Origin of the sequence: Mucilaginibacter hurinus (genome assembly GCF_003324525.1) — a bacterium.
GTDB lineage: Bacteria > Bacteroidota > Bacteroidia > Sphingobacteriales > Sphingobacteriaceae > Mucilaginibacter > Mucilaginibacter hurinus.
This window is the reverse complement of the sequence record NZ_QGDC01000007.1, coordinates 43,223-69,985: the sequence shown is the minus strand read 5'-3', so window position 1 is coordinate 69,985 and position 26,763 is coordinate 43,223. Positions and strand designations below refer to the sequence as shown.

The 26,763-nt window shown below is 42.3% G+C and carries 25 protein-coding genes and 1 tRNA gene; 20 read left to right on the top strand and 6 right to left on the bottom strand.

Annotated features, from left to right (window positions below):
- Nucleotides 1–5 precede the first annotated feature (5 nt).
- The 4 genes from DJ568_RS13105 to DJ568_RS13090 all read left to right on the top strand — a co-directional run bounded on the left by DJ568_RS13105 (nucleotide 6) and on the right by DJ568_RS13090 (nucleotide 3,508).
- Entirely contained in the window at nucleotides 6–332 is a 327-nt protein-coding gene (locus DJ568_RS13105; RefSeq protein ID WP_147238758.1) for a VanZ family protein, read from the top strand.
- Between the two features lie 186 nt (nucleotides 333–518).
- Nucleotides 519–734, top strand: a complete 216-nt coding sequence (locus DJ568_RS13100) for a FeoA family protein (protein WP_114005741.1) — start codon at nucleotides 519–521, stop codon at nucleotides 732–734.
- A 6-nt stretch (nucleotides 735–740) separates the two neighbouring features.
- Nucleotides 741–2,855 carry a ferrous iron transport protein B gene (gene feoB, locus DJ568_RS13095; RefSeq protein WP_114005740.1) on the top strand — a complete coding sequence of 705 codons (2,115 nt, stop codon included), beginning with the start codon at nucleotides 741–743 and terminating at the stop codon, nucleotides 2,853–2,855.
- A 35-nt stretch (nucleotides 2,856–2,890) separates the two neighbouring features.
- The gene (locus tag DJ568_RS13090; RefSeq protein WP_233496690.1) at nucleotides 2,891–3,508 is read left to right on the top strand and encodes a SprT-like domain-containing protein; all 618 of its coding nucleotides are present in this window, start codon (nucleotides 2,891–2,893) and stop codon (nucleotides 3,506–3,508) included.
- Between the two features lie 98 nt (nucleotides 3,509–3,606).
- On the opposite strand, the gene carA is transcribed toward DJ568_RS13090, so the two are convergent.
- The gene (gene carA / locus DJ568_RS13085) at nucleotides 3,607–4,707 is read right to left on the bottom strand and encodes a glutamine-hydrolyzing carbamoyl-phosphate synthase small subunit (protein ID WP_114005739.1); all 1,101 of its coding nucleotides are present in this window, start codon (nucleotides 4,705–4,707) and stop codon (nucleotides 3,607–3,609) included.
- A gap of 292 nt (nucleotides 4,708–4,999) precedes the next feature.
- Between carA and panB the strand changes: the two genes are divergently transcribed.
- From panB to rodA, 11 genes are all read left to right on the top strand, one after another.
- Nucleotides 5,000–5,815: a 3-methyl-2-oxobutanoate hydroxymethyltransferase gene (gene panB, locus DJ568_RS13075; protein ID WP_114005737.1), complete on the top strand. Its 816-nt coding sequence runs from the start codon at nucleotides 5,000–5,002 to the stop codon at nucleotides 5,813–5,815.
- An 82-nt stretch (nucleotides 5,816–5,897) separates the two neighbouring features.
- On the top strand, nucleotides 5,898–6,590 hold the full coding sequence (locus DJ568_RS13070) for an RluA family pseudouridine synthase (RefSeq protein ID WP_114005736.1): 693 nt from the start codon (nucleotides 5,898–5,900) through the stop codon (nucleotides 6,588–6,590).
- A 47-nt stretch (nucleotides 6,591–6,637) separates the two neighbouring features.
- On the top strand, nucleotides 6,638–7,147 hold the full coding sequence (locus DJ568_RS13065; RefSeq protein ID WP_114005735.1) for a hypothetical protein: 510 nt from the start codon (nucleotides 6,638–6,640) through the stop codon (nucleotides 7,145–7,147).
- 50 nt (nucleotides 7,148–7,197) lie between these two features.
- The gene (purN, locus tag DJ568_RS13060) at nucleotides 7,198–7,776 is read left to right on the top strand and encodes a phosphoribosylglycinamide formyltransferase (RefSeq protein WP_114005734.1); all 579 of its coding nucleotides are present in this window, start codon (nucleotides 7,198–7,200) and stop codon (nucleotides 7,774–7,776) included.
- A gap of 75 nt (nucleotides 7,777–7,851) precedes the next feature.
- On the top strand, nucleotides 7,852–9,003 hold the full coding sequence (locus tag DJ568_RS13055) for a hypothetical protein (protein WP_114005733.1): 1,152 nt from the start codon (nucleotides 7,852–7,854) through the stop codon (nucleotides 9,001–9,003).
- Between the two features lie 397 nt (nucleotides 9,004–9,400).
- Entirely contained in the window at nucleotides 9,401–10,927 is a 1,527-nt protein-coding gene (gene purH, locus DJ568_RS13050) for a bifunctional phosphoribosylaminoimidazolecarboxamide formyltransferase/IMP cyclohydrolase (RefSeq protein WP_114005732.1), read from the top strand.
- A gap of 103 nt (nucleotides 10,928–11,030) precedes the next feature.
- On the top strand, nucleotides 11,031–12,050 hold the full coding sequence (locus DJ568_RS13045; protein WP_114005731.1) for a rod shape-determining protein: 1,020 nt from the start codon (nucleotides 11,031–11,033) through the stop codon (nucleotides 12,048–12,050).
- An 81-nt stretch (nucleotides 12,051–12,131) separates the two neighbouring features.
- Nucleotides 12,132–12,971: a rod shape-determining protein MreC gene (gene mreC / locus DJ568_RS13040; protein ID WP_114005730.1), complete on the top strand. Its 840-nt coding sequence runs from the start codon at nucleotides 12,132–12,134 to the stop codon at nucleotides 12,969–12,971.
- Nucleotides 12,964–13,479: a rod shape-determining protein MreD gene (gene mreD, locus DJ568_RS13035; protein ID WP_114005729.1), complete on the top strand. Its 516-nt coding sequence runs from the start codon at nucleotides 12,964–12,966 to the stop codon at nucleotides 13,477–13,479. Before mreC ends, mreD begins: the two co-directional genes overlap by 8 nt.
- Nucleotides 13,480–15,459 carry a penicillin-binding protein 2 gene (gene mrdA, locus DJ568_RS13030; RefSeq protein ID WP_114005728.1) on the top strand — a complete coding sequence of 660 codons (1,980 nt, stop codon included), beginning with the start codon at nucleotides 13,480–13,482 and terminating at the stop codon, nucleotides 15,457–15,459.
- A complete protein-coding gene (gene rodA / locus DJ568_RS13025; protein WP_114005727.1) occupies nucleotides 15,452–16,714 on the top strand; it encodes a rod shape-determining protein RodA in 1,263 nt (420 codons plus the stop codon). Before mrdA ends, rodA begins: the two co-directional genes overlap by 8 nt.
- Here the strand turns inward: rodA and DJ568_RS13020 are convergent.
- Nucleotides 16,711–17,742: a hypothetical protein gene (locus DJ568_RS13020; protein ID WP_114005726.1), complete on the bottom strand. Its 1,032-nt coding sequence runs from the start codon at nucleotides 17,740–17,742 to the stop codon at nucleotides 16,711–16,713. The two genes, rodA and DJ568_RS13020, sit on opposite strands and share 4 nt — an antisense overlap.
- A gap of 68 nt (nucleotides 17,743–17,810) precedes the next feature.
- On the opposite strand from DJ568_RS13020, the gene DJ568_RS13015 reads away from it, so the two are divergent.
- The 3 genes from DJ568_RS13015 to DJ568_RS13005 all read left to right on the top strand — a co-directional run bounded on the left by DJ568_RS13015 (nucleotide 17,811) and on the right by DJ568_RS13005 (nucleotide 19,785).
- Nucleotides 17,811–18,404 carry a thymidine kinase gene (locus tag DJ568_RS13015; protein WP_114005725.1) on the top strand — a complete coding sequence of 198 codons (594 nt, stop codon included), beginning with the start codon at nucleotides 17,811–17,813 and terminating at the stop codon, nucleotides 18,402–18,404.
- A 48-nt stretch (nucleotides 18,405–18,452) separates the two neighbouring features.
- On the top strand, nucleotides 18,453–18,827 hold the full coding sequence (locus DJ568_RS13010; protein WP_114005724.1) for a response regulator transcription factor: 375 nt from the start codon (nucleotides 18,453–18,455) through the stop codon (nucleotides 18,825–18,827).
- Nucleotides 18,828–18,975: 148 nt separating this feature from the next.
- Nucleotides 18,976–19,785, top strand: a complete 810-nt coding sequence (locus DJ568_RS13005; protein ID WP_114005723.1) for a DUF3575 domain-containing protein — start codon at nucleotides 18,976–18,978, stop codon at nucleotides 19,783–19,785.
- Nucleotides 19,786–19,832: 47 nt separating this feature from the next.
- Here DJ568_RS13005 and DJ568_RS13000 read toward each other — a convergent pair whose 3' ends face one another.
- Both DJ568_RS13000 and DJ568_RS12995 read right to left on the bottom strand, forming a co-directional pair.
- Complete coding sequence (locus DJ568_RS13000) at nucleotides 19,833–20,654, bottom strand: (Fe-S)-binding protein (protein ID WP_114005722.1); 822 nt, start codon at nucleotides 20,652–20,654, stop codon at nucleotides 19,833–19,835.
- Nucleotides 20,641–21,975: a (Fe-S)-binding protein gene (locus DJ568_RS12995; RefSeq protein WP_114005721.1), complete on the bottom strand. Its 1,335-nt coding sequence runs from the start codon at nucleotides 21,973–21,975 to the stop codon at nucleotides 20,641–20,643. Before DJ568_RS12995 ends, DJ568_RS13000 begins: the two co-directional genes overlap by 14 nt.
- Before the next feature lie 234 nt (nucleotides 21,976–22,209).
- On the opposite strand from DJ568_RS12995, the gene DJ568_RS12990 reads away from it, so the two are divergent.
- Nucleotides 22,210–22,282: transfer RNA gene (locus tag DJ568_RS12990), tRNA-Phe, on the top strand.
- 411 nt (nucleotides 22,283–22,693) lie between these two features.
- Nucleotides 22,694–23,317, top strand: a complete 624-nt coding sequence (locus tag DJ568_RS12985) for a hypothetical protein (RefSeq protein ID WP_114005720.1) — start codon at nucleotides 22,694–22,696, stop codon at nucleotides 23,315–23,317.
- Nucleotides 23,318–23,585: 268 nt separating this feature from the next.
- On the opposite strand, the gene DJ568_RS12980 is transcribed toward DJ568_RS12985, so the two are convergent.
- Both DJ568_RS12980 and DJ568_RS12975 read right to left on the bottom strand, forming a co-directional pair.
- A complete protein-coding gene (locus DJ568_RS12980; protein ID WP_114005719.1) occupies nucleotides 23,586–24,086 on the bottom strand; it encodes an SMI1/KNR4 family protein in 501 nt (166 codons plus the stop codon).
- Between the two features lie 79 nt (nucleotides 24,087–24,165).
- Nucleotides 24,166–26,736 carry a family 20 glycosylhydrolase gene (locus DJ568_RS12975; RefSeq protein ID WP_114005718.1) on the bottom strand — a complete coding sequence of 857 codons (2,571 nt, stop codon included), beginning with the start codon at nucleotides 26,734–26,736 and terminating at the stop codon, nucleotides 24,166–24,168.
- Nucleotides 26,737–26,763 lie beyond the last annotated feature (27 nt).

Here is a 26,763-nt window from a genome sequence, read left to right as displayed (position 1 = left end):
GCAACATGTCTGTTGAAAAAATCGGACAACCGCCCCGTTTTTTCGAAGGGTTTGATAAACTTACGCATTGCGGGCTATTTTTTGTGCTTGCTGTATTTTGCTGCAATGGCTATTTAAGACATCAGCGCACCGTTGCCCTACCGTTTACAACACTTGTTTTTATAACCATCGCAATAATATTATATGGCGGCGTTATAGAGCTGTTGCAGCAGTACATATTTACCTGGCGCAGCGGCGACTGGTGGGACTTGTTTGCTGATGCAGTAGGTACATGTATGGGTATGTTTGCTGTTGTATTAACTCTTTTTTCTGCTCAAAATGTTGAAGTATAAACTATATATAGCTGCATTAGCCCTAGTACTTAGCCTTTCGGCCTGCGGTATATTTAAAAAAGGTTGCGATTGCCCCAAAGTAAGCTCGGCGGCACCCGCATCGGAGCATATTTATGCTGCCTAGCTTCCAGTCGTTATTTGGATTCGGTATAAATAAGCTTATATTTGTGTGAAATATTGGGTTACATGGATCTGTCGCAACTAAAAGTAGGACAAAGCGGTGTGGTAAAAGAATTTACCGACCTTGAGATGTCGGTAAAGCTAATGGAAATGGGTTGTTTGCCCGGCGAAACAGTACAGGTTACCCGCATCGCACCGCTCGGTGATCCAATAGCGATTAAGGTTTCCGGTTATCAACTCAGCCTGCGTAAGTTTGAGGCATCGACCATTATATTACAATAAGTACAATTGAAAGCCGATATAAGAGTAGCGTTAATAGGGAATCCTAACACTGGCAAATCAAGCCTCTTCAATATTTTAACTGGTTTAAATCAAAAGATAGGCAACTTTCCGGGTGTTACAGTCGACAAAAAAACAGGCTACACCAGCCTGCCTGATAATCGCCGGGCAGAAATAATAGATTTACCGGGCACTTACAGTTTATACCCAAAAAGCAAGGATGAATCAATTGTATTTTCAGTTTTAGCAGATAAGGCGAATCCTTCAAGGCCAGATCTGTTGGTAGTTATTTTAGACGCCACCAACCTAAAACGAAACCTGTTGCTTTATACACAGGTGGCCGATTTAAAAATACCCGTTATCATTGCCCTTAACATGATGGACCTTGCTGATAAGGCGGGAATGAAAATTGACATCGACTTGCTGGCTAAAAGATTAGGTGTGCCAGTAATACCGATATGCGCGCGTAAAGGCAGTGGTATTGATAAATTAAAATCTGCGATTGCATTTGCCAACCGTATTGCCTTGCAACATGACACAATTGACGCAGGTGCCCTGGCGCCACAACTTATTGCGCGGATAAGTGAAGAAATTGAGGTAGATAATGCCTATTACGCATTGCAGCTGGCACATCAGCACGAGACTGTCACCTTTTTAACGCCGGAGCAGAGCGATCGTATCGAAAGCCTGGAAAAGGAGCACTCCTTCCAGTCGCAAAAAGTGCAGGCAGCCGAAACGGTAGCACGTTATAACTTTATAAATGATGTATTGTATGATGCCGTACACTTACCGGACACGGCACATGAAGAATCTTTTAGTAATAAGATAGACCATATCCTTACCCATAAAGTGTTCGGCTTTGTGATATTCTTAGGAATATTGTTATTTATCTTTCAATCTATTTTTGCCTGGTCGTCATACCCGATGGACCTCATTGAAAGTTTGTTTGTATTGGCTGAAGACAGTTTACGCACATTACTGCCTGAAGGAGTTGTGGCCAGTTTGCTAATTGACGGTATATTGGCCGGATTGAGCGGTGTTTTGGTGTTTATACCGCAGATAGCCATCCTGTTCATCTTTATCTCTATACTGGAAGATACCGGGTATATGGCCCGTGTTACCTTTATGATGGATAAACTAATGCGCAAGGTTGGCCTCAGCGGTAAATCGGTGGTACCGCTAATTGGCGGCTTTGCCTGCGCCGTACCGTCAATTATGGGTACACGCACAATTGAGAACTGGAAGGACCGCATGATAACCATCATGGTTACGCCATTAGTAGCTTGTTCGGCACGTTTGCCTGTTTACACTCTGCTTATAGCCCTGGTTGTACCTGACCGTAATGTGTGGTGGATATTTAATTTGCAAGGATTGGTACTAACAGGGATGTACGTATTCAGCCTGGTGTCGGCTTTTATAGTAGCATTCGTTTTTAAGTTTATATTAAAGGCAAAGGAGCGGGGATATTTTATTATGGAACTACCTGTTTACCGCATGCCGCGCTGGAAGAATGTTGTTTTTTCAATGTACGACCGTTCAAAAACATTTGTGCTTGAAGCGGGTAAGGTGATAATTGCCGTATCCATTATATTGTGGGTACTGGCATCATACGGCCCGGGCGACAGGTTTGCAGCAATTGAACAAAAATATAATCAGCCTGGTTACATCCAAACCACTACGCCCGAAGAACTCAGCCGTCTTATCGGGTCTGAAAAATTAGAGAACTCCTATGCCGGGGTTTTGGGCCATGCTATTGAACCGGTAATAAAACCACTGGGATTCGATTGGAAAATAGGCATTGCACTCATCACGTCCTTTGCCGCACGCGAGGTGTTTGTAGGCACCATGGCGACCATTTACAGCGTTGACGGCGATACTGACGAAACAGAATCATTAAAAGAAAAAATGGATAACGCCCGCAATACAGAAACCGGGCAGCCTGTTTTTACTGTGGCGGTAGCCTTTTCATTGATGATTTTTTACGCTTTTGCTATGCAGTGTGTTAGCACGGTAGCCATAGTTTACCGCGAAACAAAGGCTTGGAAATGGCCGCTGATACAACTTACCTATATGACAGTGCTGGCGTATGCAGCAAGTTTTATTACTTACAATCTACTTAAATAGAGGCTGTATTTTCTATATTTGAGTAAGAGGTAACATTGGACAAAGTAAAAATACTGGAGCGGTACATGCCCGCCGAGGCGGCGCCCCTTATTGGCAAGTGGATTGACTACTTTAAATGCGAATTTAAAATTTCGCGTAATCGGAACAGCAAGTTTGGCGACTATCGTGCACCTTATGATAGCAAGGGCCATCGTATATCTGTAAACTTCGATTTAAACCCTTATGCTTTCCTGGTAACAACCGTGCACGAGTTTGCGCACCTGCACACCTGGAATGAGCATAAAGGCCGGGCTAAGCCGCATGGTACCGAATGGAAGAATAACTTTAAAAAGATGATGCAGCCTTTTTTTGAGAAAAACGTTTTTCCGCCGGATGTTAAGCAGGCCATCACCCGCTATCTTAATAATCCTGCAGCGTCCAGTTGCTCTGACTTGAACCTTTACCGTTCGTTAAGGCTTTACGATCCGGTGAAGGAAAGTATGGTTACGGTTGAAAAACTACCTGGCAAGGCATTATTTAAGCTCAAGGACGGCCGGGTTTTTCAAAAAGAGGAGAAACTGCGTAAGCGATATAAGTGCGTGGAAGTTAGCAGCAGGCGTGTATATCTATTTAGCCCGGTGGCCGAAGTGGAGGTACTAAACCAAAATAACTAAATACCGATGCCGCAATAGAACCAATGTTTCTAACTAAAACAAAAAAGCAGGGATTGCCGTAGCAACCCCTGCTTTTTTGTTTTTTTATCAGGATTTAATTACTTCATCAAATCTATAAAATCATCAAACAAATACCTTGAATCATGCGGACCGGGAGACGACTCAGGGTGGTACTGTACTGAAAATGCCTTTTTGCCTTTCACGCGGATACCCTCTATAGACTGATCGTTAAGGTTTACGTGAGTGATCTCAACCTTATCAGAGGCCCTTACTGCTTCCTGTACCACACCAAACCCATGATTTTGTGACGTTACTTCGCAATGGTCTTTTATCACGTTTTTTACGGGATGATTAAGACCACGGTGCCCGTTAAACATCTTTTTGGTGGGGATATCATTAGCCAGTGCCAACAACTGATGGCCGAGGCAGATTCCAAACATCGGTTTATCGGCATTTAATATCTCTTTCACCGTGTTAACGGCATAAGGCATGGCTGCCGGATCGCCGGGACCATTAGATATAAAGTAACCGTTGGGTTTAAAATCCTGCTCCATTTCTTCAAAGGTGGTTTTTGCAGGGTAAACCTTGGCATATACTTCGCGGTCATCAAAATTACGCAGGATATTCTTTTTTACGCCCAGGTCAAGTACAGCCACGCGGTATGGAGCTTTTTCATCGCCAAATGTGTAAGTTTCAGTAGTTGATACCTGAGATGAAAGTTCAAGTCCATCCATTGACGGCACTTCAGACAATTTAGCTTTCAGTTCCTCCACGTCCAATATCTCCGAAGATATAATAGCGTTCATGGCTCCTTTGTCGCGAATATGGCGAACCAGCTGGCGCGTATCAATATCAGATATACCTACAATATTTTGTTGCTGAAAATAATCCTGTATAGAACCATCAGCCTGTTTACGGCTGTAGGCTATATTGTAATCTTTACAAACCAGGCCGGCTATTTGTATGCGCCCCGACTCCACTTCTTCATTGCTGATACCGTAGTTACCAATGTGCGAATTGGTAGTCACCATGATTTGGCCGTAGTATGATGGGTCGGTAAAAATCTCCTGGTAGCCCGTCATCCCGGTATTAAAACATATTTCGCCTGTAGTGGTTCCTATTTTTCCGGCTGCTTTGCCATGAAAAACTGTGCCGTCAGCAAGTAGTAATACAGCCGGTAATTTGGTGTAGTTAGTCATTCCTGAAAATTAATTTAAATGATTGAAAGAAGCGGTTTGCCGAATACGGCGCACCGTAAAAACTATTGGTAGAATTGAAGTAAAGCAACGCCTTATTCACGCCGCAAAGATAGGGCTTTATTTGGTATTTTATGAATGTATTTTTAAATAATAACTGAGGATTTAGGCGGGCGGTGTGCGTTGCAAAACTATAAATCAGGCTAATTATCTCAACGCACTTTATCAACTAATCCAACTGCTCAGCCAATCAACAAAAAAACTACCTTTGTATGCCTTTAAACTATAACATCTGATGTCAGTAAACAAAGAAATTAAAAGAGTTACCACGCATACTTTGCAGGAGATGAAAAATCGCGGCGAAAAAATAGCCATGCTTACCGCCTACGATTATTCAATGGCCGCGATTGTAGATGAAGCCGGCATAGATATCATACTTGTTGGCGACTCCGCATCAAACGTTATGGCGGGCCACGAAACTACGCTGCCTATTACGCTTGACCAGATGATTTATCATGCATCATCAGTAGTACGGGCGGCAAAGCGTGCATTGGTAACCGTCGATCTGCCGTTTGGTTCATACCAGGGTAATTCAAAAGAAGCGCTGAATTCAGCTATCCGCATAATGAAAGAAGCGGGTGCACATGCTGTAAAAATAGAGGGCGGCATTGAAATCTCTGAATCTGTAACGCGTATTTTAACGGCTGGCATACCTGTTATGGGCCACCTGGGCCTTACACCTCAGTCCATATATAAATTTGGCACCTATACAGTTAGAGCCAGGGAACAAGCCGAAGCTGAAAAATTGCGCGAGGATGCGATGAAGTTGCAGGAATTGGGGTGCTTTGCCATTGTGCTTGAAAAAATACCCGCGCAATTGGCTAAAGAAGTTTCAGAAATGCTTACTATACCAACAATCGGCATAGGCGGAGGGCAGCACTGCAATGGTCAGGTTTTAGTGATACATGATATGCTTGGCATAAACAAGGGCTTTAAACCGCGTTTTTTACGGCAATACGCCAATTTGAACGACGTGATAAATGGGGCTGTTAAAAATTATGTAAGTGATGTGAAGGCGCAGGATTTTCCGAATGATACAGAACAATACTAGTGAACAGTTAATGGCGTGAGTAGCTGATTGTATTTAACCTGAACTGCTCACTCCTTCAACACAATCAACCATTTACTTACTCATGGATATTACCGATAACGATGTACTTTACGAGGACAATCATCTTATAGCAATAAATAAGCGCGCGGGTGACATTGTGCAGGTGGATGACACCGGTGATGAACCGCTTGACGAGAAAGTTAAAAAATATGTGGCACGTAAATACAACAAGCCCAATGGTGCTTTTTTAGGGGTTGTGCACCGGTTAGACAGGCCTGTGAGCGGCGTTATTCTTTTTGCCAAAACCAGCAAGGGGCTTGAGCGGATGAATGAACTATTTAAAACGCGCCAGATACGTAAAACCTATTACGCTGTAGTTCGCAATAAGCCGGAACCCGAATTTGGCGACATGATTCACTGGCTGGTGAAAAATCCCCAAAAAAATGTAACTAAAGTCCATGGGCACGAGGTACCCGGCAGTCAGCGGGCCGAATTGCATTACCGGCTGGTAGGTGAGCAAAACGGGTACTACCTGATACAAGTTAACCCGGTAACGGGCAGACCACACCAGATAAGGGTACAACTTGCTAGCCTTAATTGCCCGATTGTTGGCGACAACAAATATGGTTACCCGCGTGGTAGCCTGCACAAAAGCATTAGCTTACATGCACGAAAACTGCAGTTCGTACATCCTATAAAAAAAGAGCCTGTAGAGATAAAAGCGCCCTTGCCCAAAGATGGTTTTTGGGAGAAGTTCGCACATTTAATGGACTGACATAATAAACCCTGTTATTGAATCGTATATTTGATAAATTACTATTGATGAGGCGTAAATTACCAGCCATTGTATTCATATCAGCGTTAGCTATAATTGCAACGTTTAATTCCTGTAAAAAAGGCAACCAGGATTCCATACGGGAATTTCTGTCAAGCGGACCATGGGAGGTAGCGTCAATTTACGTTTTCAATTATGTAGGCGACACTCAGCTCCCTACCGATACATTGAATACCGACTGCGATATAAAGCAGCTATTCAGCTTCAGGCCTGACGGCAGTTGTACTTACAACAACTTCCATTGCGAAGAGCAGGCCGCTAACGGAAGTTGGTCTTTATCCCGCGATCGGTTATTTCTGATATCAGACATAGTTTGCAAAGACACCAGCGATACCGGCAGCTCCAAACCATTTGAAAACAGCAAAATAGTTAACCTGGGTCAGTACTCCATGGTACTTCAAACGGGCGATCTGCAATCGAATTATTTCCCTAATCAACGACGGCGCATTACCCAATATGGATTTATTCGTCAAAAAAGGACGCCAAGTAGTAATTAAATCAGCAAAATTTTATATTTGATGTGATTAACCATAATTGATCTGCCACATTGAAAAAACGAATAGCGATTTTTGCTTCAGGTTCGGGTTCAAATGCACAAAAAATAATGGAGCATTTTAAACGCCATAACGATGCCGAAGTTGCCATTATTTTAACAAATAACCCTCAGGCTTACGTGTTACAGCGGGCTGATAATTTTGAAATACCCTCGCATATATTTGGCCGCAAAGAATTTTATGATGGCGATGAAGTAATCCGCTTGTTAAAAAACCTTAATATCGACCTTATAGTACTGGCAGGTTTTTTATGGCTTGTGCCCCAATCGTTATTACAAGCCTTCCCTAATAAAATAATTAACCTCCACCCTGCCCTGTTGCCAAAATACGGTGGCAAAGGCATGTATGGCGATAACGTTCACAAAGCTATATTAGAAGCCGGCGAGGAAGAATCGGGCATAACCATACACTTTGTTAATGAACATTTCGACGAAGGAGAGATAATCCATCAGTCACGCTTTAAAATTGAGCCGGGAGATAACCTGGAGATGGTGAAATTTAAAGGCCAACAGTTAGAACATACCCATTTTCCGCGGGTGGTGGAGGGTTTGTTGAAGAAAATGAAGAGTTAAGGGATTGATATTGGCCGACCTGAGGTTGAGAAATAATTATCAATTTTTATTCATTGAAGATGCCTGTAAGCGTTGATGCAAAATACACTTTATACATTATTGCTCACAATCCTTACTATTTCGGCAGGTGCTCAAAACAAACACGCCGAAGTTGAGAAAAGGCTTATTAAATATTTTCAGCAAAAGGTAGGCAATCACGTCGTAGTAACAAAAGAAAAACTGAATGCCGGTAGCGTCAACAAAAACATCAACATTTCTGTCAGCGAAAGCCTTATCGACTTTGACACTATTCAGTCCTGGATTATAAATCCATATTTTTCTCAAAAATTTAAGGAATCAGAAGACGAAAAAATTTATCAAAAAAATTTTCCCAGATCATTTTCTGTATTATACAACAACGCATTAGTTTCACTTTTTGAGAATGGCAAATTTGCATGTTTTAAACTCAATAATCTCGAACGCGATAAAGGCCTTGAGAATAAATTAAACACAAAGCTATTTGACTATCATTGGATAAGCGGCGATCGATTAGCGGGGTTATCAGGCGGCGTCGTGCACTTGTGGAATGGTGAGAAATGGATCAAATTAGCAAATAAATTTCCATTGAAACATGATCCTAAATTATTTGAGGACGAAAAATTTCTAGTTTACAGAGATTGTCACGGCGAGTGGGGTGGAACAGTTTATTTTTTTGAAAAAGCAACTTCAAAAACATTCTTTACTGAATCAACTTGCGCCAACTCGGTAATTAAGGCCAATAAAGGATATATCGTGTTAGCGAATTTAGGACATGGTTTTGGTTCAACTGAAGCAAAAGTTATAGCAGATCCGACAAAGTTGACTTTAGCAAAATCAAATCAAATTGGTAAAACCGTTAACGGACAAGCTTTGGGTTATACAGATAAATCAAATGCTTTTAAAAAAGAGATGGACTTTTACGGTTTGCAGGTATTTTCTTCTTTCAAGTATCACGACAAGGTATTGTATTTAGTCCATTTTTCCGAACTGACTTTTATCGCAGAGATAAAAGGCGATAACATTGAGATCGTCCATCCTTTATTTTTTAATAATTTGTATACGCATAACCCTGTTACCAGCAAATACGGTGATTATACGCTGATAAATTTAGACCATTACGGAACAGGTCTTGATAGGGAAATAGCCATTATCTTAATAAAGGACAACAAGATAACTAAATTGGATTGGAATGATAAGCACAACTACTAACAACTAAAACAACTTTGTCCCTCTAAGGCAATGAAAAGATTTGTGACTTCTATATCTGCAATTAAATTCATTTGATATCTAATCGTAATAATTCCGATGTTAACATTCAACATTATAAATGTTGATCGATTAGTAATGCCTGATCCTTGCTATCATCATTCGCATACCTTGAACCCGTCATTTAGATTATTATGTAGTACAACTCCGGCATCAAACGGGCACCCTGAACCTACAATATTTAATTTTATTCTTACTGTCTTAGCAGGTGGGCTGCTCGCCTATCTTTCAATCAGGTGGGTTATAACAAAAAGAAAAAACGGTTGAATTTTTATTGCCATCACTTAGTATTTTCACGCCTCAAAATCACTACCTTTGCGCCTTAAAATTTCGCAAGTACATGAGCAATCCCGTTCGCATCAAAAACGCTTTAATTTCTGTTTATTACAAAGACAATCTTGAGCCAATCATCCACGAACTTAATCGCCTGGGTGTAACCATTTATTCCACCGGCGGCACCGAAACTTTTATCCGCAACCTGGGCGTAAATGTAGTGGCTGTTGAAGACCTTACATCGTACCCTTCCATACTGGGCGGACGTGTAAAAACACTTCATCCAAAAGTATTTGGCGGCATTTTGGCGCGCAGAAGTTTTGACAGCGACGAGCAGCAGCTTGCACAGTACGAAATACCCGAAATTGATTTGGTTATTGTAGACCTGTATCCTTTTGAGGAAACAGTACGCTCAGGTGCAGGGCAGGAAGACGTGATTGAAAAAATTGACATCGGCGGCATCTCGTTGATACGCGCCGGCGCAAAAAACTTTAAGGATGTGGTAATTGTAGCTTCAAAAGATGATTACGGTACACTTGAAGACATCCTTAAGACACAAAATGGCGAAACGACCATAGATCAACGCAAGAAATTTGCTCATAAAGCTTTTAATATTACATCGCACTATGACTCGGCAATTTTCCAGTATTTCAACACAGAAGAGCCATTGCCGGTATTTAAACAAAGCATACAAAAAAGCCAGGTACTGCGTTACGGTGAAAACCCGCATCAGAAAGGTATTTTCTACGGCAATTTGGACGACATGTTTACAAAGCTGCATGGTAAAGAGTTATCTTACAATAACCTGGTTGACGTTGATGCCGCAGTTGCGCTGATTGATGAGTTTGCTGAACCTACCATAGCTATACTAAAACACACCAATGCCTGTGGCATTGCTACGCGGTCATTCATCAAAGAAGCGTGGATAGATGCTTTAGCGTGTGATCCGGTTTCGGCTTTTGGGGGTGTAATAATCGCCAATGACGAGATAGATGCTGAAACCGCTGCCGAAATAAGCAAAATATTTTACGAGGTACTTATTGCCCCTGCATTTACCGACGAAGCGGTACGCATACTGCAGGAAAAAAAGAACCGCATTATACTTGTACGTCAAAAAACCGAGCTGCCTGTTAAACAATTTAAAACATTGCTGAACGGCGTAATTGAACAGGATTTTGATTCAGTAATTGAAGGACCTGATCAAATGATTGCGGTTACCAATCGTAAACCTACTGATGCTGAGTTAAAAGATCTGCATTTTGCCAATAAAGTGGTAAAGCACACCAAATCAAATACTATAGTTTTTGCTAAAAATCAACAGCTGATGGCCAGCGGCGTCGGACAAACTTCACGCGTTGATTCATTAAAACAAGCGGTAATTAAGGCGCATAGTTTTGGATTTGACCTTAACGGCGCAGTGATGGCTTCGGATGCCTTCTTCCCGTTTCCGGATTGCGTTGAGCTGGCTGCCGAGGCGGGCATAACCGCGGTTTTGCAACCCGGAGGCTCAATTAAGGATCAGGATTCAATAAACAAAAGCAACGAGAAAAATATCTCCATGGTGACAACCGGAGTTCGTCATTTTAAACATTAATTAACCCAACACAATAATCCTTATATTTTGACGCTTTTAAACATACAACTAATTAAATATTAAGTGTATTTTTAGCATCTACATATAATCCGACACACACCACATGGGGCTTTTTAACTTTTTCACACAGGAAATTGCCATCGATTTAGGGACGGCAAATACACTAATAATACATAACGATAAAGTGGTTGTTGACGAGCCTTCCATAGTGGCTTTTGATCGAAAAACCAATAAAGTTATCGCCATTGGGCGCCAGGCCATGCAAATGGAAGGAAAAACCCACGATAATATACGCACCATACGCCCGCTTAAAGATGGTGTAATAGCTGATTTTGAAGCGGCTGAATATATGATACGCGGGATGATAAAAATGATCAACTCAAAGGGTTGGTTTTTCCCATCACTACGTATGGTTATTTGCATCCCTTCGGGCATTACCGAAGTAGAAAAACGCGCTGTAAACCAGTCGGCCGAACGGGCAGGAGCCAAAGAGGTTTACCTTATACATGAGCCTATGGCTGCTGCAGTAGGTATTGGCATAGACGTGGAAGAACCGATGGGCAACATGATAATTGATATTGGTGGTGGCACTACCGAGATAGCGGTTATTGCCTTGTCAGGTATTGTTTGCGATCAATCTATACGCGTTGCAGGTGACAATTTTGATGCTGACATTGTACAGTACATCCGCCGCCAGCATAACATTATGATTGGGGAGCGTACTGCAGAAAAAATAAAGATAGAAGTTGGCGCTGCCTTGCCCGAATTGACTGACCCGCCAGCTGACTTTGCTGTACAGGGCCGGGACCTTATGACCGGTGTGCCAAAACAAATAATGGTATCATACACGGAAATAGCGCATTGCCTTGATAAGTCGATTTCAAAAATTGAGGAGGCGATACTAAAGGCGCTGGAGATAACACCTCCTGAGCTTTCTGCTGATATTTATCAAACAGGTATATATTTAACAGGCGGCGGCGCATTATTGCGTGGGCTGGATAAACGCGTAGCCGCTAAAACCAAGCTGCCCGTGCACGTAGCCGAAGACCCGCTGCGCGCCGTAGTACGCGGTACTGGAACTGCCTTAAAAAATATTGGCAATTTTAAATTTTTACTGCAATAATTTTTAGTGAATGGTGGGTAGTGACTGATAAGTTAATAACTTCTATCACTATTTACCGCTCACTATCCACCACTCACCACCATGCGTCACCTACTGATATTCATCACAAAGTACAGCGCATTTTTTTTGTTCCTCATATTTGAGGGTTTCTCATTATACATCTTTGTTAATTACAACGACTTTCAGAAGGCTTCTTTTATTAATACCAGCAATGAAATAACCGGTAATTTATACAACCACGTTAACAATTTGAATGACTACCTTAGGCTCAAAGAGATTAACGATAAACTGGCCCGCGAAAATGCGGCACTTCGCAATCATTTTAAGTCGTCAAAATTTATTGATACTACCAGGAGCCAAACGGTTATTGATACCGTTAACAAACAGCAATATACTTACCTTGAGGCCAGGGTGATCAACAATTCAGTTAACAGCAGGGTAAATTACCTTACCCTGAACAAAGGCAGCAATAACGGTATCGAAAAAGGAATGGGTGTAGTGAGCAACGCGGGCGTTGTGGGGATAGTGATACAAACTTCGCCTCATTTCGCTATCGTCCGTTCACTGTTGCATAAAGATACCCGCATCAGCGCCATGCTGGCCAAGTCAAAAGAAGGCGGATCATTTAGGTGGGCTGATGATATGGACCCGCGGAAGGGCTTGCTGTATGATGTTGCCAACAGCGCGCAGCCCCGCCTGGGCGACCTTGTAGTAACGGACGAGCATTCGTTATTCCCGATAGGCATACCGTTGGGTAAGGTAAGCAACCTAACACCCAAAACCGGCGGCTTTTTCCTTAATATGGAAGTTAGGCTTGCAGTTAATTTCAGCAACCTTGACTATGTGTTTGTTATTACTAACAAATTAGCCAGGGAGCAAATCACATTAGAATCGCAGCAAAACAAAGACGTGGATGAGTAGTGTTATCGTAAATATCGTTCGCTTTATCGTGCTGGTATTTATCCAGGCGTTTCTGCTTAAAAATATAGCGGTATATGATCTCTCTACGCCGTTTTTATACATCCTGTTTGTATTGCTGCTGCCTTTTCAAACCCCGAATTTACTATTGTTCCCGCTGGCTTTTGTACTGGGATTAAGTATAGATGCTTTTTACGATACCCCCGGATTGCATGCAGCAGCTACCGTTTTACTGGCTTTTGTACGCGTAGCGTTTATTAGCATTACCGTGCAAAAAGAAAGCAGCGATAACACTGTACCAGAACCTACTATAGGAAGTATGGGCTTTAGGTGGTTTTTTACTTACGCTGCAATACTTACCCTTTTTCATCATTTCTTTTTGTTCAATCTCGAAGTTTTTAGCTGGAACGAAATTGAATATACACTAAGCCGCTTTTTATTGAGTTCATTATTTACAGTATTTTTGATCCTGGTATCGGGCTTTTTGTTTTTTAGAAAGAAAAAGGTTTAAATGAATAGTTTTTTTGAGCGACGCTATATTATAACGGGCATTTTTATAACCCTAATGGTTATACTGTTGGCGCGTTTGTTCTATATCCAGGTTGTTGATGATCGCTATTTTTTATTTGCCAACAATAACGTTATCCGCAAAAACATCCTGTTTCCCGCGCGCGGTCCTATCCTCGACCGCAACAATAAAATCCTGGTACAAAATGAACCTGTTTATGACCTGATGGTGATACCTAAACAGGTTAAGCCTTTTGACACACTTGAGTTTTGCCGCCTGATAGGTATCGATAAAGAGGGGTTTGATAAACGTTTTCAAAAAGCCCGGGGTTATTCGCTTTACAAAGCATCAGCATTTGAAAAACAACTATCAGTAGCTTTTTACCGTTCATTGCAGGAGCGCCTGTCTGATTTTCCCGGATTCTTCGGGCAATTGCGTTCTGTACGCAGTTATCCCGACTCTACGGCAGCGCATTTTTTAGGGTACACCGGCGAGGTAACTGAAAAGGACATTGAAAAATCCGGCAAGTATTATCGTTTACAGGATTATATCGGTGTAACCGGTATTGAAAAGGCCTACGAAGAAGTGTTGCGCGGCCAGCGTGGCGTAGAAAACTTGCTGGTAGACTCGCGGAATGTACCCCAGGGACGCTATGCCCACGGACTTTATGACACAGCAGCCGTTGCCGGTGAACGACTCATATCGTCACTTGATATTAAACTGCAAAAATTGGGTGAGAAACTAATGCGAAATAAAGTAGGGAGCATTGTGGCGATAGAACCGGCTACCGGCGAAATACTCACTTTTGTAAGCAGCCCGACTTATGACCCTAACCTGATGGTGGGGCGGCAGCGTGGTAACCATATGGCTGCCATGTATAAGGATCCCTACAATCCCCTGTTAACCCGTCCCATACAGGCATATTATTCGCCAGGTTCGTCTTTTAAACCGCTGGATGCACTGATAGGTTTACAAGAAGGAATTATCACACCACAAACCAGTTACTTTTGCCCGCATTATTACATGGCGGGTAACCACCGTGTAAATTGCGAACATTACGATGGACCTACTGACTTGCGTAAAGGAATAGCCAATTCATGCAACACATATTTTTGCTACGTATTTGACAGGCTTATGAACCGTAACGGCGCAAAGAAAACACGGGGCACTTTTTTGGACTGGAGAGAGAAAGTGTCCAAATTCGGTTTGGGCGTCAAGCTGAATGTGGATCTTCCCAATGAAAAAAGAGGGAATGTACCTGAGCCTGAACGTTATGATAAGATATTTGGTAAAAACCGCTGGCGCTCCAGTTCCATCATCTCACTGGCCATTGGCCAGGGCGAATTGCTGGCTACTCCCCTGCAACTTGCCAACATAGAGTGTACCATTGCAAATCGGGGCTACTATTATACCCCCCACCTCATCAAAGCCATCGGCGATAAAAAAGTTATTCGTAAGGAATTTACCGAAAAACATGATGTAGGAATTGATGCTGAGTATTTTCAACCGGTTATTGACGGCATGCAACAGGTTGTGGAAAGCGGCACGGCTGTAAACGCACGTATACCAGGCATCGTCATGTGTGGTAAAACCGGCACAGTGCAAAATTCCCGCGGAAAAAACCATTCGGTTTTTGTTGCTTTTGCCCCCCGCGACACCCCCAGGATAGCTATCGCTGTGGTGGTAGAAAATGCAGGTTTTGGTTCATCATGGGCGGCTCCTATTGCCAGCTATATTGTTGAGCAGTACCTGCGCGATACCATTACCAAGCCTAAGGCACAAGTTGAATATATAATAAATGCTAACCTGCTCCCGCCGCCAAAGGGCAGCAAACCGAGAGTAATTAGGCGAGACAGCGTCAAAAAAAATAGCACAGATACACCGGCAAAACAGATCACGTTAAAGTCGGCACAAAAAACCGATACAAAAAAGGAGCGGACGCTGGAATTGGCCAGCCAGGCCATAAGGAGGAATGATGAATAGGGAGCGCGGTTTCTTTTTAAACATCGACTGGATAACAGTACTTATTTACCTTGCACTATGCGTTATAGGCTGGTTTAACATACACGCCGCGGTATATGATGAAACACATCCCAGCATAATTGACCCCGCCACTAACTATGGTAAGCAATTCATCTTCATTTTAGTATCGGTTTCCGTAGCTATGGTATTACTGTTGTTAGACTACCGGTTTTTCAGCGCGTTGGCTCCTCCTTTTTATATCATTACTATTTTATTGTTGATACTGGTGTTGGTTATAGGACGCAATGTTGGCGGCAACCAGGCCTGGATATCCCTTGGCGGCGGTTTCAGGCTGCAGCCCTCAGAGTTTGCTAAGTTTACCACTTGCCTGCTGCTGGCTAAATATCTCAGCGGTACAAACATCAAAATCACAGATACCGAATCTTTCTGGATATCAGCCGGTATCATATTGCTGCCCATGACGCTTATTATGCTGCAGCCCGATGTAGGTTCAACACTTGTATTTTGCTCACTCATATTTGTACTGTATCGCGAGGGTCTATCACCCTATTTCCTGATCATCATTGGATTATTCATAACCCTGTTTGTATCATCATTATTGATAAACCAGTGGCTGCTTTTGGGTATACTTACCATTGTTGCCGCTTTGTTGGCAACGTTTAACCTGCGTAACCGCAAATTTCTTTTTACACTTATAACAGGCTTTATACTGTGTGCCGCTTTTGCAATGGCAGTAAAGCCTATTTATAATAATATACTACAACCGCACCACCGTGCCCGTATTGACGAACTCCTTGGCATTACAACTGACCTACGCGGGGCCGGGTATAATGTAAACCAATCGAAAATCGCGATAGGATCTGGTCAGCTATGGGGCAAAGGTTATTTACAGGGTACCCAAACCAAATATTCATTTGTGCCCGAGCAAAGCACTGATTTTATTTTTTGTACGGTAGGCGAAGAGTGGGGTTTTGCAGGCTCGGTTGTGGTAATAGGTTTGTTTCTTTTTTTATTGCTGCGGGTAATCATGATCGCCGAGAGGCAGCAAATGACCTTTTCACGCATCTATGGTTATGGCGTGGCATCTATAATCTTCTTCCATGTGCTTATAAATATAGCCATGACTATTGGTTTGATGCCGGTTATAGGCATCCCGCTGCCTTTTATCAGTTACGGCGGCTCGTCATTGTTGAGCTTTACCATATTACTATTTATCCTGATAAAGCTGGATGCCAGCCGTACGGGTTACGCTTAAGCGTAACGCCTTTTCAATAAATCATAAAATTTAGTGGCTGTGGCTTGCTTGCTCTCCCAATTATTTTTAACAACGTAATTGGCGTTTAAAAAGCGGTCTGCCTCGTCAAAACTGTGAAAGCGATTTAGTATTTCTATAGCTTCGCTATACGCCAGGCTATAGCCGTTAAATAAATCTTTAATGTATAAGAGCTTATCATTAAGGTTAATTGCCGACTTAAGATCACTCACAGGCGGGGGAACAGGTTGTTTTTTTTCGCCCAACTGGTCGGATATCCGCTGGTTTATAGTACGCACAGGTTCGTCGCTCTTTGTAGCAGCGTCGTCAAACCGCGGCTCTGTGGCCGGCATAGTATTGATAGGCCGGGTTTCTACCGCAGTTATTTCAGGTTCGTCATTGTCATCTGCTTCCGGCTCAGCGTCTTCAACCGGCATAGTATTAATGGGTTCAGTTTCTACGGCTTGCGGCTCAGATTCCTCTGTTACTCCCTCTTCCTCTATAATATCCTCACTATCATATAACTCTTCGTCTTCATCCTCCCATAAATCAGCCTCATCAATGATAAGTTCATGGCGGATAGTTTCGGGCTCGCTGTCCTGTGTTTCAGCCTCAGGGATTAAATCATCGGCTTCGGTAGCCACTGGGGTTGTTATGTCACCGCCTTTGTCAGGAGTAAACTGATTAGACGATAACCGCTGTACAACAGGCTCAAAAAACTTTTCCTCTTGCTTACCGGGCTCTTCGCTGGCCGCATTTTCAACAACGGGGTCAGGTACTCTCTCAACCGCTGGTTCAACTATCTCAATTGCAGGTTTGGCATCAGGTTTCCTGATCTCATTCTGCGAAGCATTTTTTGCGTTTAACTTTCTTAAAATCTCCGTATGGTCCTTTAAAAAGCTGGCGTTGGCTGCAAAAAGTTCGAGTTCCAGTTCGCTTATTTGTTCCGGATCTTCACTTAGATATTCGTATTGCTCTTTAATCTCTTTTACTATTGCGCCTATCTTTTTAAATACATCCTGTTGCTTCATGGCTTAATGTTGTATATGCTAACCAAAAATAACATTAAATTCTGATATTAGTTTCCGGATAAATCCAAATGACAGATAGCGAAAACACATTTAAATCGGCTAAAAGCGCAGGTTGCATTGAAGTAATTTGCGGCTCAATGTTTTCAGGCAAAACCGAAGAATTGATGCGCAGGCTAAATCTTGCGCTTATAAAAAACCTTGACGTACACATTTTTAAACCGCAAATAGATACCAGGTATGCGCAGCACGCCATTGTATCACATAACCAAAAAACGATGCCCTGTACTGCAATACCTACCTCTACAGAAATTTTAAAATTTAAAAAGGATCAGCAGGTTATTGCTATTGATGAAGCGCAATTTTTTGACAGGGATTTACCGCATGTATGCAACACGCTTGCCAACGCGGGTATACGGGTTGTAGTGGCAGGGCTCGACATGGATTTTAGGGGGCACCCCTTTGGGCCCATTCCGGCGTTGATGGCTATTGCTGATGATGTTACAAAATTACAGGCGGTTTGTGTGCGATGCGGTAAACCGGCCCTTTATTCCTTCCGTTTTACAGGCGGCACAACCCAAATTTTACTTGGCGAAACCAATGCTTATGAACCGCGTTGCCGGAATTGTTATCATAATTATAGCACTAAATCACACTCGCTTTAAAACAAAACAGTCACCCTTGATTGTTATAGTTATATTGGATTAAAAGCTATGGCTAAAAAGGTATTTGTAATTGAGGATGATAAGGATATACGCGAAACTATATCTTATGTACTTGAAGAAGAAGGCTACGAAGTGCATGCTTCAGCCACCTCCAAACTTCTTAACTCGCTTGACAGTATTGAGCCTGATATCATTTTGCTGGATAATTGGCTTACCGACTGGAAAAGCGATGCAAATGGCCAACAGCTATGCAAGCAGTTAAAAACCGATCCAGCTACAAGTCATATCCCCGTAGTTATTATTTCGGCAGTAAGCAATGTTAAAGAGATTGCCGAGGCCGGTCAGGCTGATGGCTACCTGATGAAGCCCTTTGACGTTAGCGAACTAACAGAAATAGTTAAACGTTTTACAGCCAGCCAATAGTAGCTATAGCATAGCTGATTGTACCCTTCCTTACTTCATTTCGCACGGTATGCGATACCCGCTTCCGGGTAATTTTTATATCCGCGTTTGCCGGATGCTTATTATTTTTATTTTTACTGCGTAGAACAATTATTAACCAATAACAACTATGAGAATATTTTACTTTAAGCTGTCCGCGGCTATCACGTGCCTTATCGTGTGTATGTTAAGCACAACTACAGTATCGGCACAAAAGAACGATTCACTATCCAAAAACATTGTTAAGCTGAATGTGCCCGCGCTGATTCTAAAAAACTTTTCGTTTCAGTACGAACGCGCTGTAGGCAAAAGGATATCAGTAGCATTAGGCGTTCGTTTTGCGCCAAAATCCACCCTGCCTTTTAAGGGCAGTTTTGAAAAGCTTATTGATGATGAAGAGTTTTCTAAAAACATACATACATTTAAAACCGGCAATTTTGCATTAACTCCCGAGGTTAGATTTTATGTGGGTAAAAAGGGCGTATTCCATGGCTTTTACCTAGCCCCATTTGTACGCTATGCTACCTATAGCGCCGAAATGCCTGACTTTGAGTACACGGTAACAACTGAAACTGAAAATCCAAATGACCCAGATAATCCCATAATAGCTACAGAAACCCGATCGATACTATTAAGTGGCAATACCAAAACCTTTACCGGCGGCTTAATGATTGGTTCGCAGTTTAAGCTCAGCCGCCAAATTTACCTCGACTGGTGGATAATAGGCGCCAGTGCGGGTTCTCAAAACGGTAACCTGAAAGGCTATACCGCACAAGAACTCAGCGGCCCAGAACAAAATGCTTTGCGCGAGGAACTGGAAAACTTTAACAGCAAATTATTCGATACAAAGATAACTGTTAATAAAAATGGTGCCGACGTGGATGTTACCGGCCCATGGTATACAGTGAGAGCCGGCCTTGCAGTAGGTTTCAGGTTTTAGATAAAGAATACTATTAGTAAGCCATGCAGACTGCATGGCTTTTTTGTTTACAGCCCGTTGGCCCGTACCGTTATCTCGGCGATATCCAGCACCTGTATAGCCTGTTCTTTTTCGCGCACCTTTACACCATCTCGAAGCATGGTCATGCAAAAAGGGCAGGCCGCTGCTACCACGTTAGCCCCGCTTGCAATAATTTCGTCGGCGCGTTCCAAGTTGATATCTTTCTTTCCGGGTTCCGGTTCTTTAAACATTTGTGCCCCCCCGGCACCGCAGCAGAGGCCATTGCTACGACAGCGCTTCATCTCTACCAGGTCGGTATCTAATATTTCAAGCGCTTTGCGAGGAGCTTCATATACGCCGTTTCCACGCCCAAGGTAACATGGATCGTGATAAGTAATCCGCTTGCCTTTAAAACTTTCGCCTCCTTCGGCCTTTAGCTTGCCTTCATCAATTAATTGTTGTATCAATTGCGAATGGTGTATAACCTCATAGTTACCGCCTAACCCGGGATACTCATTTTTTATCGTATTAAAACAGTGAGGGCAACCTGTAACTATCTTTTTGATATTATAGCCGTCCAGCACAGCAATATTGGCCATAGCCTGCATCTGGAACAAAAATTCATTACCTGCTCGCTTGGCGGGGTCACCGGTACAGCTTTCTTCAGTCCCCAATACGGCAAAGCTGATACCAACATGTTGTAATATTTTACATATGTCGCGGGTTATGCGTTGCGCGCGTTCGTCAAAGCTTCCAGCACATCCCACCCAAAACAGTATTTCAGGTTCAAGGCCTTTAGCGGCCATTTCGGCCATAGTAACAACCTTGCCCTGGCTATCCAGGTTAGTGCCTGATTTATATATTGTCATATCGCTCCCTATTTTGCTGCCCTTCTTCCGGAGTTGCCCAATTAAATCTATCGGCATTACTATATTTCCATGGCGCGCCGTTGTTTTCCATATTAGCAAACATATTATTCAGGCTGCCCGGTGCCGTTGACTCCTCCATCACAGTGTAACGGCGCATCTCAACTATAATTTCCAGTGGGTTTATATTTACCGGGCAAGCTTCAACACAAGCGTTGCAAGTAGTGCAGGCCCACAGTTCTTCTCTTGTGATATAGTCATCCAGTAAGGTCTTACCGTCTTCGTGATACTTTCCGTTAGCATCAATACCTTTGCCTATTTCAGTAATACGGTCGCGGGTATCCATCATGATTTTACGGGGCGACAACAATTTACCGGTGATATTTGCCGGGCACACAGCAGTGCACCTGCCACATTCGGTACAAGTGTAAGCGTCAAGCAGGTTTTTCCAGGTAAGGTCAGTTGCATCTTTTACACCAAAACTACCGGCTTGTGTTTCTGCCTGAACATACGATGGATCGAGCATCGCCTTTACCTCATTAGTTACTGATGCCATGTTATTAACATAGCCCTGAGGCTTTAAGTTTGAATAATAGGTATTGGGGAACGCCAGCAGAATATGGAAATGCTTTGAATAAGGCAGGTAGTTTAAGAAAGCCAGGATACCAACAATATGAAACCACCAGCATGATCGTTCGATTGTCACCAATGCCGACGTAGTATCGGGTAATAGTGGCGCTAAAAACGCACTTACCGGAAATACACCTGCTGACGTGTAATCACCATATTGCAGCAGCTGCAACTTATTATCGGCCGCATTCATGGTTAAAAAAGCCGTCATTAAACATATCTCGATAATAAGGATATAATTAGCGTCTGACCGGGGCCAACTTTTCATTTCCGTTCCACGAAAACGTTTGATATTTAATAAATTACGGCGCAATAGGAATGCTACACACGCTGTTAATACAAGCAAAGCCAAAACCTCAAAGCTGCCTATCAGTACATTGTAGAAGCCGCCCAAAGGCCCGGCAAATATCCGGTGCGAACCAAAAAGGCCATCTATTACTATCTCTAATATCTCAATATTTATTATAACAAACCCCGCATAAATAAGGAAATGAAGGACAGCGGCTACCGGCCGTTTCGCCATTTTGGTTTGGCCGAGCGCCACTTTGGCCATTATTTTCCAGCGAAGTGCAGGATGATCAGACCTGTTAACATCCCGGCCTAACATAATATTACGCCGCACCTTTCCTGCATTTTTGTAAAAGAGGTAAATAGCGAATATAAGTATCAAAAAAAATACGATCTGCTGAATCATTATGCGTGCATAGTATTTATATAAAGGTATTATTTTTTGTCGATTGGATAAGCACCCGTTTCAACATCTGCCGGTTGAGTACTGCTACAGTAACCAAGCTATTAAATATCTTAAAATATAACCACCACTCATTCAATCAACTAACTTAACAGGGGCATACCAAATAACAGTATTTTAAAAAAAAGTTTTCATAAACAAAAAAACAAACTACATTTGCAAACCCAAAACGGGCATGGTATCATAGCTCAGTTGGTAGAGCAAAGGACTGAAAATCCTTGTGTCGCTGGTTCGATTCCAGCTGATACCACGAAATAAAAGGTCTTTTTTCTTAGAGAAAAGACCTTTTTTATGACGTTAAGACAGTTTTTATCTCATCCTCATTTTGCGGTCGGAACTGTTCCCCCGCTAAGCTTTACATAAATTTTTGTTGAACCCGACGTAGAGAGGTCACAAATAGATCACAGTTTTTTTTAACACCACAAAAAGAAGGACGGCACGATTCGATTTCTGAGAGTTGAAAGACGCTGATTAATTTTGTAGTGTATGATGAGCTAGACCATTAAAAAGCAAAAGCGCAAAACAAAGACTTCCCAAAAACGGCTGGCGATTGTTGTTCTCGAAAATTTTCTACATTTAACTAAGTTTTTGCGCTAGGTGACAATGAAGTGCTTTTATCCTCCTTCTTCGCAAAGCCTAACCGTTATGCCCAATCATAAACATGGACAACTTCATCAATTTGAACGGACGGAAAATTAAGTTTGCCTTTTTAACGACTTCTTCTATCTTTCTAATTTTCAGTTTTATCCTTTTCGTTTACAGCTATTCGAAGGGGGAAACGCCGGACTTGGCATCATTGATTACAGGAGTTTTTGTTGCAGGTTTCGTAATGCCAGCATTTATTATAGCTGTAGCATATTATGAATGGTATAGAAAGAAAAGAGTAAGACTGAAAGCATTTAAAATACCACCGTTTGATAGATTAGAGGAAATGGGGTTCCATAAATATTATGTTCTTGAAAATTCTCGATTCTTTTTCACTGAAGAAGTGAAGCGTGGCGAAATTAACGACTTTACATTAATTTGTAATGTAGAGAGGAACTCCCCCAATAAAATTGCTTTTAGAGCAATAGCGAAAGACAAACAACTTGATAAGAGTGAATTTAAAAAGCTTGAACACGTTTTAAAAGGGAATAATATCGAGTTAGACTTCGGGGCTCTAACTAAGGCCTATAATTTAAAAAAGATTCAATTTATGACAATCAGTGACCTAAATACCGACCTAGAGCAGTTTACTGATCTACTGAAAGAAAATGGATTCGAACCTCTGAAAGAGAATGGCTAGTGCACATCATGTTTAAATTATGCCAGGATCGTGGTTCTTGAACTTTACTGCATTTCTGTTTACTTTAGTGCAGCTAGACGGGGAAGCACCTTTTATCGGGCACAACACCAGTTAGCGGCAGTTTTTTCAGCCACCTTATGTAATAGGGCCACCCCTATCATCTGCGATATAAAACAGACATGACAAAGCTAATTACAGCGCTCTCAATTATTTTATTTTTGTGCCCTTTCCACTTTTATGGAAAACGTCATAACGAAGTGACATATATTTATACAAGCCAATATTTTCTTCCCTTTTCCTTCATCAAGCGCTCAATAAAGTCATCAAATTTCATGTCAAGTAGAGCCCAATTTGAGGGCAGCACTTCGCCAAAACAATCTACTAACTGATATTCTATATTGTTAGTTACCTGAAAACCCACATAATCGCCATCGCCAATGCATTGACAGAAAAGAATCACGTTATCATCCCAATCATCTCCAAAGTGCAACTTGTGAAATTCATTGTGTTGAACTATCTCATCCGTAGATAACAGTTTAAATCCACTAAGATCATCTACCCCGTACAAGGTGCCGCCATTAAAACATGTAAGAAACAATTTGTAATCGACAGGTAGTCTGCCTGCAAAATGGAAATCACAATCCGTTATTTCAATAGAGCTCGCACCTTTATTCATAGCGATAAATGATACTATATTTTCAAATGTGTAAACTTCGCCTGTCAGCTCTTCTCCTAGCGATTTATAAATTAGATCTAAATACTGTTTCATCTTAAAACGGCAAACGATTGATTTGTCATTCCTTTATATCAATAATAAACATCGTAAAATTTGCCGCGTTACAATAAAATTATTTTCCATTAGATATTGCGATACTCTTACCGCCCCTGCCCTTATGATTAAACAGGCGAAGCCTAATTGTTCCGTTAGCAGTAATTGGCCCTTTGTAAACAGCGCTGTTGCTATCCGGTTCTGAACCGTCTACCGTATACCTGATAACAAATCCCTTGTACTTACTATTTGCTACTACTGCGTTGTTTTTCACAACGGCACCCGGCTGCGGTATGCGGTAATTAAATCCATCGGCGTATGTATCCAGCAAAGGCAGCTGCTGTTTTGATACCGTATTAATGAATTTACTGAAAGCCTGGGCGTAAAGTTCAGCGCTTTTTTTCTTATTGCGCTCTGTTGCCCATTGCGGGTTTTTTGACCATGCCCGCTCGGCAAGTCCTAACAGCTTGGGTAATATCATGTACTCCATCTGCCCCGTACTTTTTATAGTTTCGGCCCACAGGGCGCCTTGTATACCTACAATATTCTGCACCCCGGCACCGGTGAGCTTTTCCCTGGTGCTCACATATTTTTTGTTAAGCGGATTACCAAAACGGTCAGTCTGTACATTCTTTAAGTAATCTAACGGGATGAATTTAAAAGCATCATCAATATCAGTGTATCCTCCCCAGTAGTAACCCGGCTCATCAAAATTCTTTTCGTAAGCCATATCGAAATACAGGTTGGTTACGCAGGACAGTATCACCTTATAGCCGTTATTGGCTAAGCGATACGCCAGGTCTTCGGCGCCCCAGCCTATCAGGTTGTTCCACACCTCAAGGTGTACATCTTTACCTACCATATTATCATTCAGCACATTTATCTTAGTCTTGCCCTGTAATTTCTTTTTCAGGCCAACTTCTTCCCAGGCTGTTAAATGTAGGTTACGTTCCTTGAGCATGGTATGCAGCCGGTTGTAATAGTAGCTCCACAAATCATCAACGTTACCTATGGCCGTATTTTTCTGCAATAGTTGTTTTACCGCGGGCGAGCGTTCCCAAACCCCGGCCGGCACTTCATCACCACCAAAATGAATGGTTGTTAACGGCGCGCCGGCTTCACGGTACATGCTTATTATATCATCCGTTACTGTTTGCATAAACGTGTAAGCCGATGGCAACGCTACATTGATAACATTATCATTATACATTTGAACAGAAAGGTAACGGGAACTATCGGCAAGGTCGCGCAGCATATATCGTGAGGCCTCGTCAGGTTTACTTTGTTTCATAAAACGGTTATACCTTACGTCCATAGCTTTTATGGCGGCGCGTGCGTGCCCCGGGCTTTCAATTTCGGGTATAACCTCAATATAATGCGTTTTAGCATATTTTAATATTTCAATAAAATCTTCGCGGGTATAAAAACCTGTACCGGTTTTATTGTCCACATCCGGGCCCGAGCCTAAAGCGGGCGCCAAATATTTTCCGGTCACATCGTAGCCCCGTTTACCGCCCACTTCGGTAAGTTCCGGTAACTCCTTTATGTCCAGGCGCCAGCCTTCATCATCAGTAAGGTGGAAGTGCAGTTTGTTTAGCTTATATAGCCCCATCAGGTCAATTAACTTTTTAACTTGCTGTTTGGGTTGGAAGTTGCGGGCAACATCAAGCATTACCGCGCGGTAACCAAAACGTGGCTTGTCGCTCACCTGCATAGCGTGCAGCATAACCGGTTGGCTGGCCGGCGCATCCTGTAAAACCATAAACAGCGATTGCAAGCCATAGTACATTCCGGCGGGAGTAGAAGCAGTTATTCCGATGCGCGTATCAGTTACCTCTAAATCGTAAGCCTCAGGCTGTAAGGCTGAGTTATAATTTAGGCTAATGCTATTTGTAGAAGCAGTTTCGTCTAACGCGTTCACTCCCAGTTTTTTTAATAACATGGATTTTAGCTGCGGCAGCTGCCCGGTAAATTGTGTATCTGCTTTTATAACCAGCTTTTGGGTAAGCGTAAACTCCCCGTCGGTAAGCTTGTAATCATATGGTGTCGGAAACATTTTTATAAGGCTATCAGAAGGTATATCTTGTATGCTTTCGTTTTGTTTATATATATATGCCGGTGTAGTGAAAGCAATCTTATCAGTTGGTATGCGTGCCGACTGTACCGCCGCGGTGGACGGCAATACGGTTACTGGTACAGGATACGTTTTTTGAGGATTGCTGTCAAATACGAAAAATAACCCTTCCGGCGCGTCGGTGTAATTAACAACCCAATCAGCAGAAACAAAACTAACTGGCAATACCGAATTTTTATCCGTGCCTTTAAAGCCTGCTTTGGGAGCTAAGTAAAATAAGTCGCCATTTACGTGTGTGACGGCAATATCCGGTAGCAGGCACCGGGTAATTTTACGCGAAAAATTAAAATACAATTTCCAACCTGTTGCTGGTAACAAAGCATTGGCAGTTGTTTTAATAGTAAGGGTGGACAACGAAACAGGCTTGCCCTGGTAATTATTTTGCTCCACGTGCCATGTAGCCCTCACATCAAACTTTGCAAAATCGATTTTCTGCTGTGTAAATGCACTTTTAACGCAGGCTAGCAGAACTAAAATTGCTATAAACCACCTCTTATAAAATATTATATACTGCATTGACAAAAAGGATGAATATAATTTGGA

Bases quoted from the DNA above. Each gene is read 5' to 3' on its own strand.
- DJ568_RS13105 (WP_147238758.1), top strand. From the start codon at position 6: ATGTCTGTTGAAAAAATCGGACAACCGCCCCGTTTTTTCGAAGGGTTT.
- DJ568_RS13100 (WP_114005741.1), top strand. From the start codon at position 519: ATGGATCTGTCGCAACTAAAAGTAGGACAAAGCGGTGTGGTAAAAGAA.
- carA (WP_114005739.1), bottom strand. From the start codon at position 4,707: ATGACTAACTACACCAAATTACCGGCTGTATTACTACTTGCTGACGGC.
- panB (WP_114005737.1), top strand. From the start codon at position 5,000: ATGTCAGTAAACAAAGAAATTAAAAGAGTTACCACGCATACTTTGCAG.
- DJ568_RS13070 (WP_114005736.1), top strand. From the start codon at position 5,898: ATGGATATTACCGATAACGATGTACTTTACGAGGACAATCATCTTATA.
- DJ568_RS13065 (WP_114005735.1), top strand. From the start codon at position 6,638: ATGAGGCGTAAATTACCAGCCATTGTATTCATATCAGCGTTAGCTATA.
- DJ568_RS13055 (WP_114005733.1), top strand. From the start codon at position 7,852: ATGCAAAATACACTTTATACATTATTGCTCACAATCCTTACTATTTCG.
- purH (WP_114005732.1), top strand. From the start codon at position 9,401: ATGAGCAATCCCGTTCGCATCAAAAACGCTTTAATTTCTGTTTATTAC.
- DJ568_RS13045 (WP_114005731.1), top strand. From the start codon at position 11,031: ATGGGGCTTTTTAACTTTTTCACACAGGAAATTGCCATCGATTTAGGG.
- mreC (WP_114005730.1), top strand. From the start codon at position 12,132: ATGCGTCACCTACTGATATTCATCACAAAGTACAGCGCATTTTTTTTG.
- mreD (WP_114005729.1), top strand. From the start codon at position 12,964: ATGAGTAGTGTTATCGTAAATATCGTTCGCTTTATCGTGCTGGTATTT.
- mrdA (WP_114005728.1), top strand. From the start codon at position 13,480: ATGAATAGTTTTTTTGAGCGACGCTATATTATAACGGGCATTTTTATA.
- rodA (WP_114005727.1), top strand. From the start codon at position 15,452: ATGAATAGGGAGCGCGGTTTCTTTTTAAACATCGACTGGATAACAGTA.
- DJ568_RS13020 (WP_114005726.1), bottom strand. From the start codon at position 17,742: ATGAAGCAACAGGATGTATTTAAAAAGATAGGCGCAATAGTAAAAGAG.
- DJ568_RS13015 (WP_114005725.1), top strand. From the start codon at position 17,811: ATGACAGATAGCGAAAACACATTTAAATCGGCTAAAAGCGCAGGTTGC.
- DJ568_RS13010 (WP_114005724.1), top strand. From the start codon at position 18,453: ATGGCTAAAAAGGTATTTGTAATTGAGGATGATAAGGATATACGCGAA.
- DJ568_RS13005 (WP_114005723.1), top strand. From the start codon at position 18,976: ATGAGAATATTTTACTTTAAGCTGTCCGCGGCTATCACGTGCCTTATC.
- DJ568_RS13000 (WP_114005722.1), bottom strand. From the start codon at position 20,654: ATGACAATATATAAATCAGGCACTAACCTGGATAGCCAGGGCAAGGTT.
- DJ568_RS12995 (WP_114005721.1), bottom strand. From the start codon at position 21,975: ATGATTCAGCAGATCGTATTTTTTTTGATACTTATATTCGCTATTTAC.
- DJ568_RS12985 (WP_114005720.1), top strand. From the start codon at position 22,694: ATGGACAACTTCATCAATTTGAACGGACGGAAAATTAAGTTTGCCTTT.
- DJ568_RS12980 (WP_114005719.1), bottom strand. From the start codon at position 24,086: ATGAAACAGTATTTAGATCTAATTTATAAATCGCTAGGAGAAGAGCTG.
- DJ568_RS12975 (WP_114005718.1), bottom strand. From the start codon at position 26,736: ATGCAGTATATAATATTTTATAAGAGGTGGTTTATAGCAATTTTAGTT.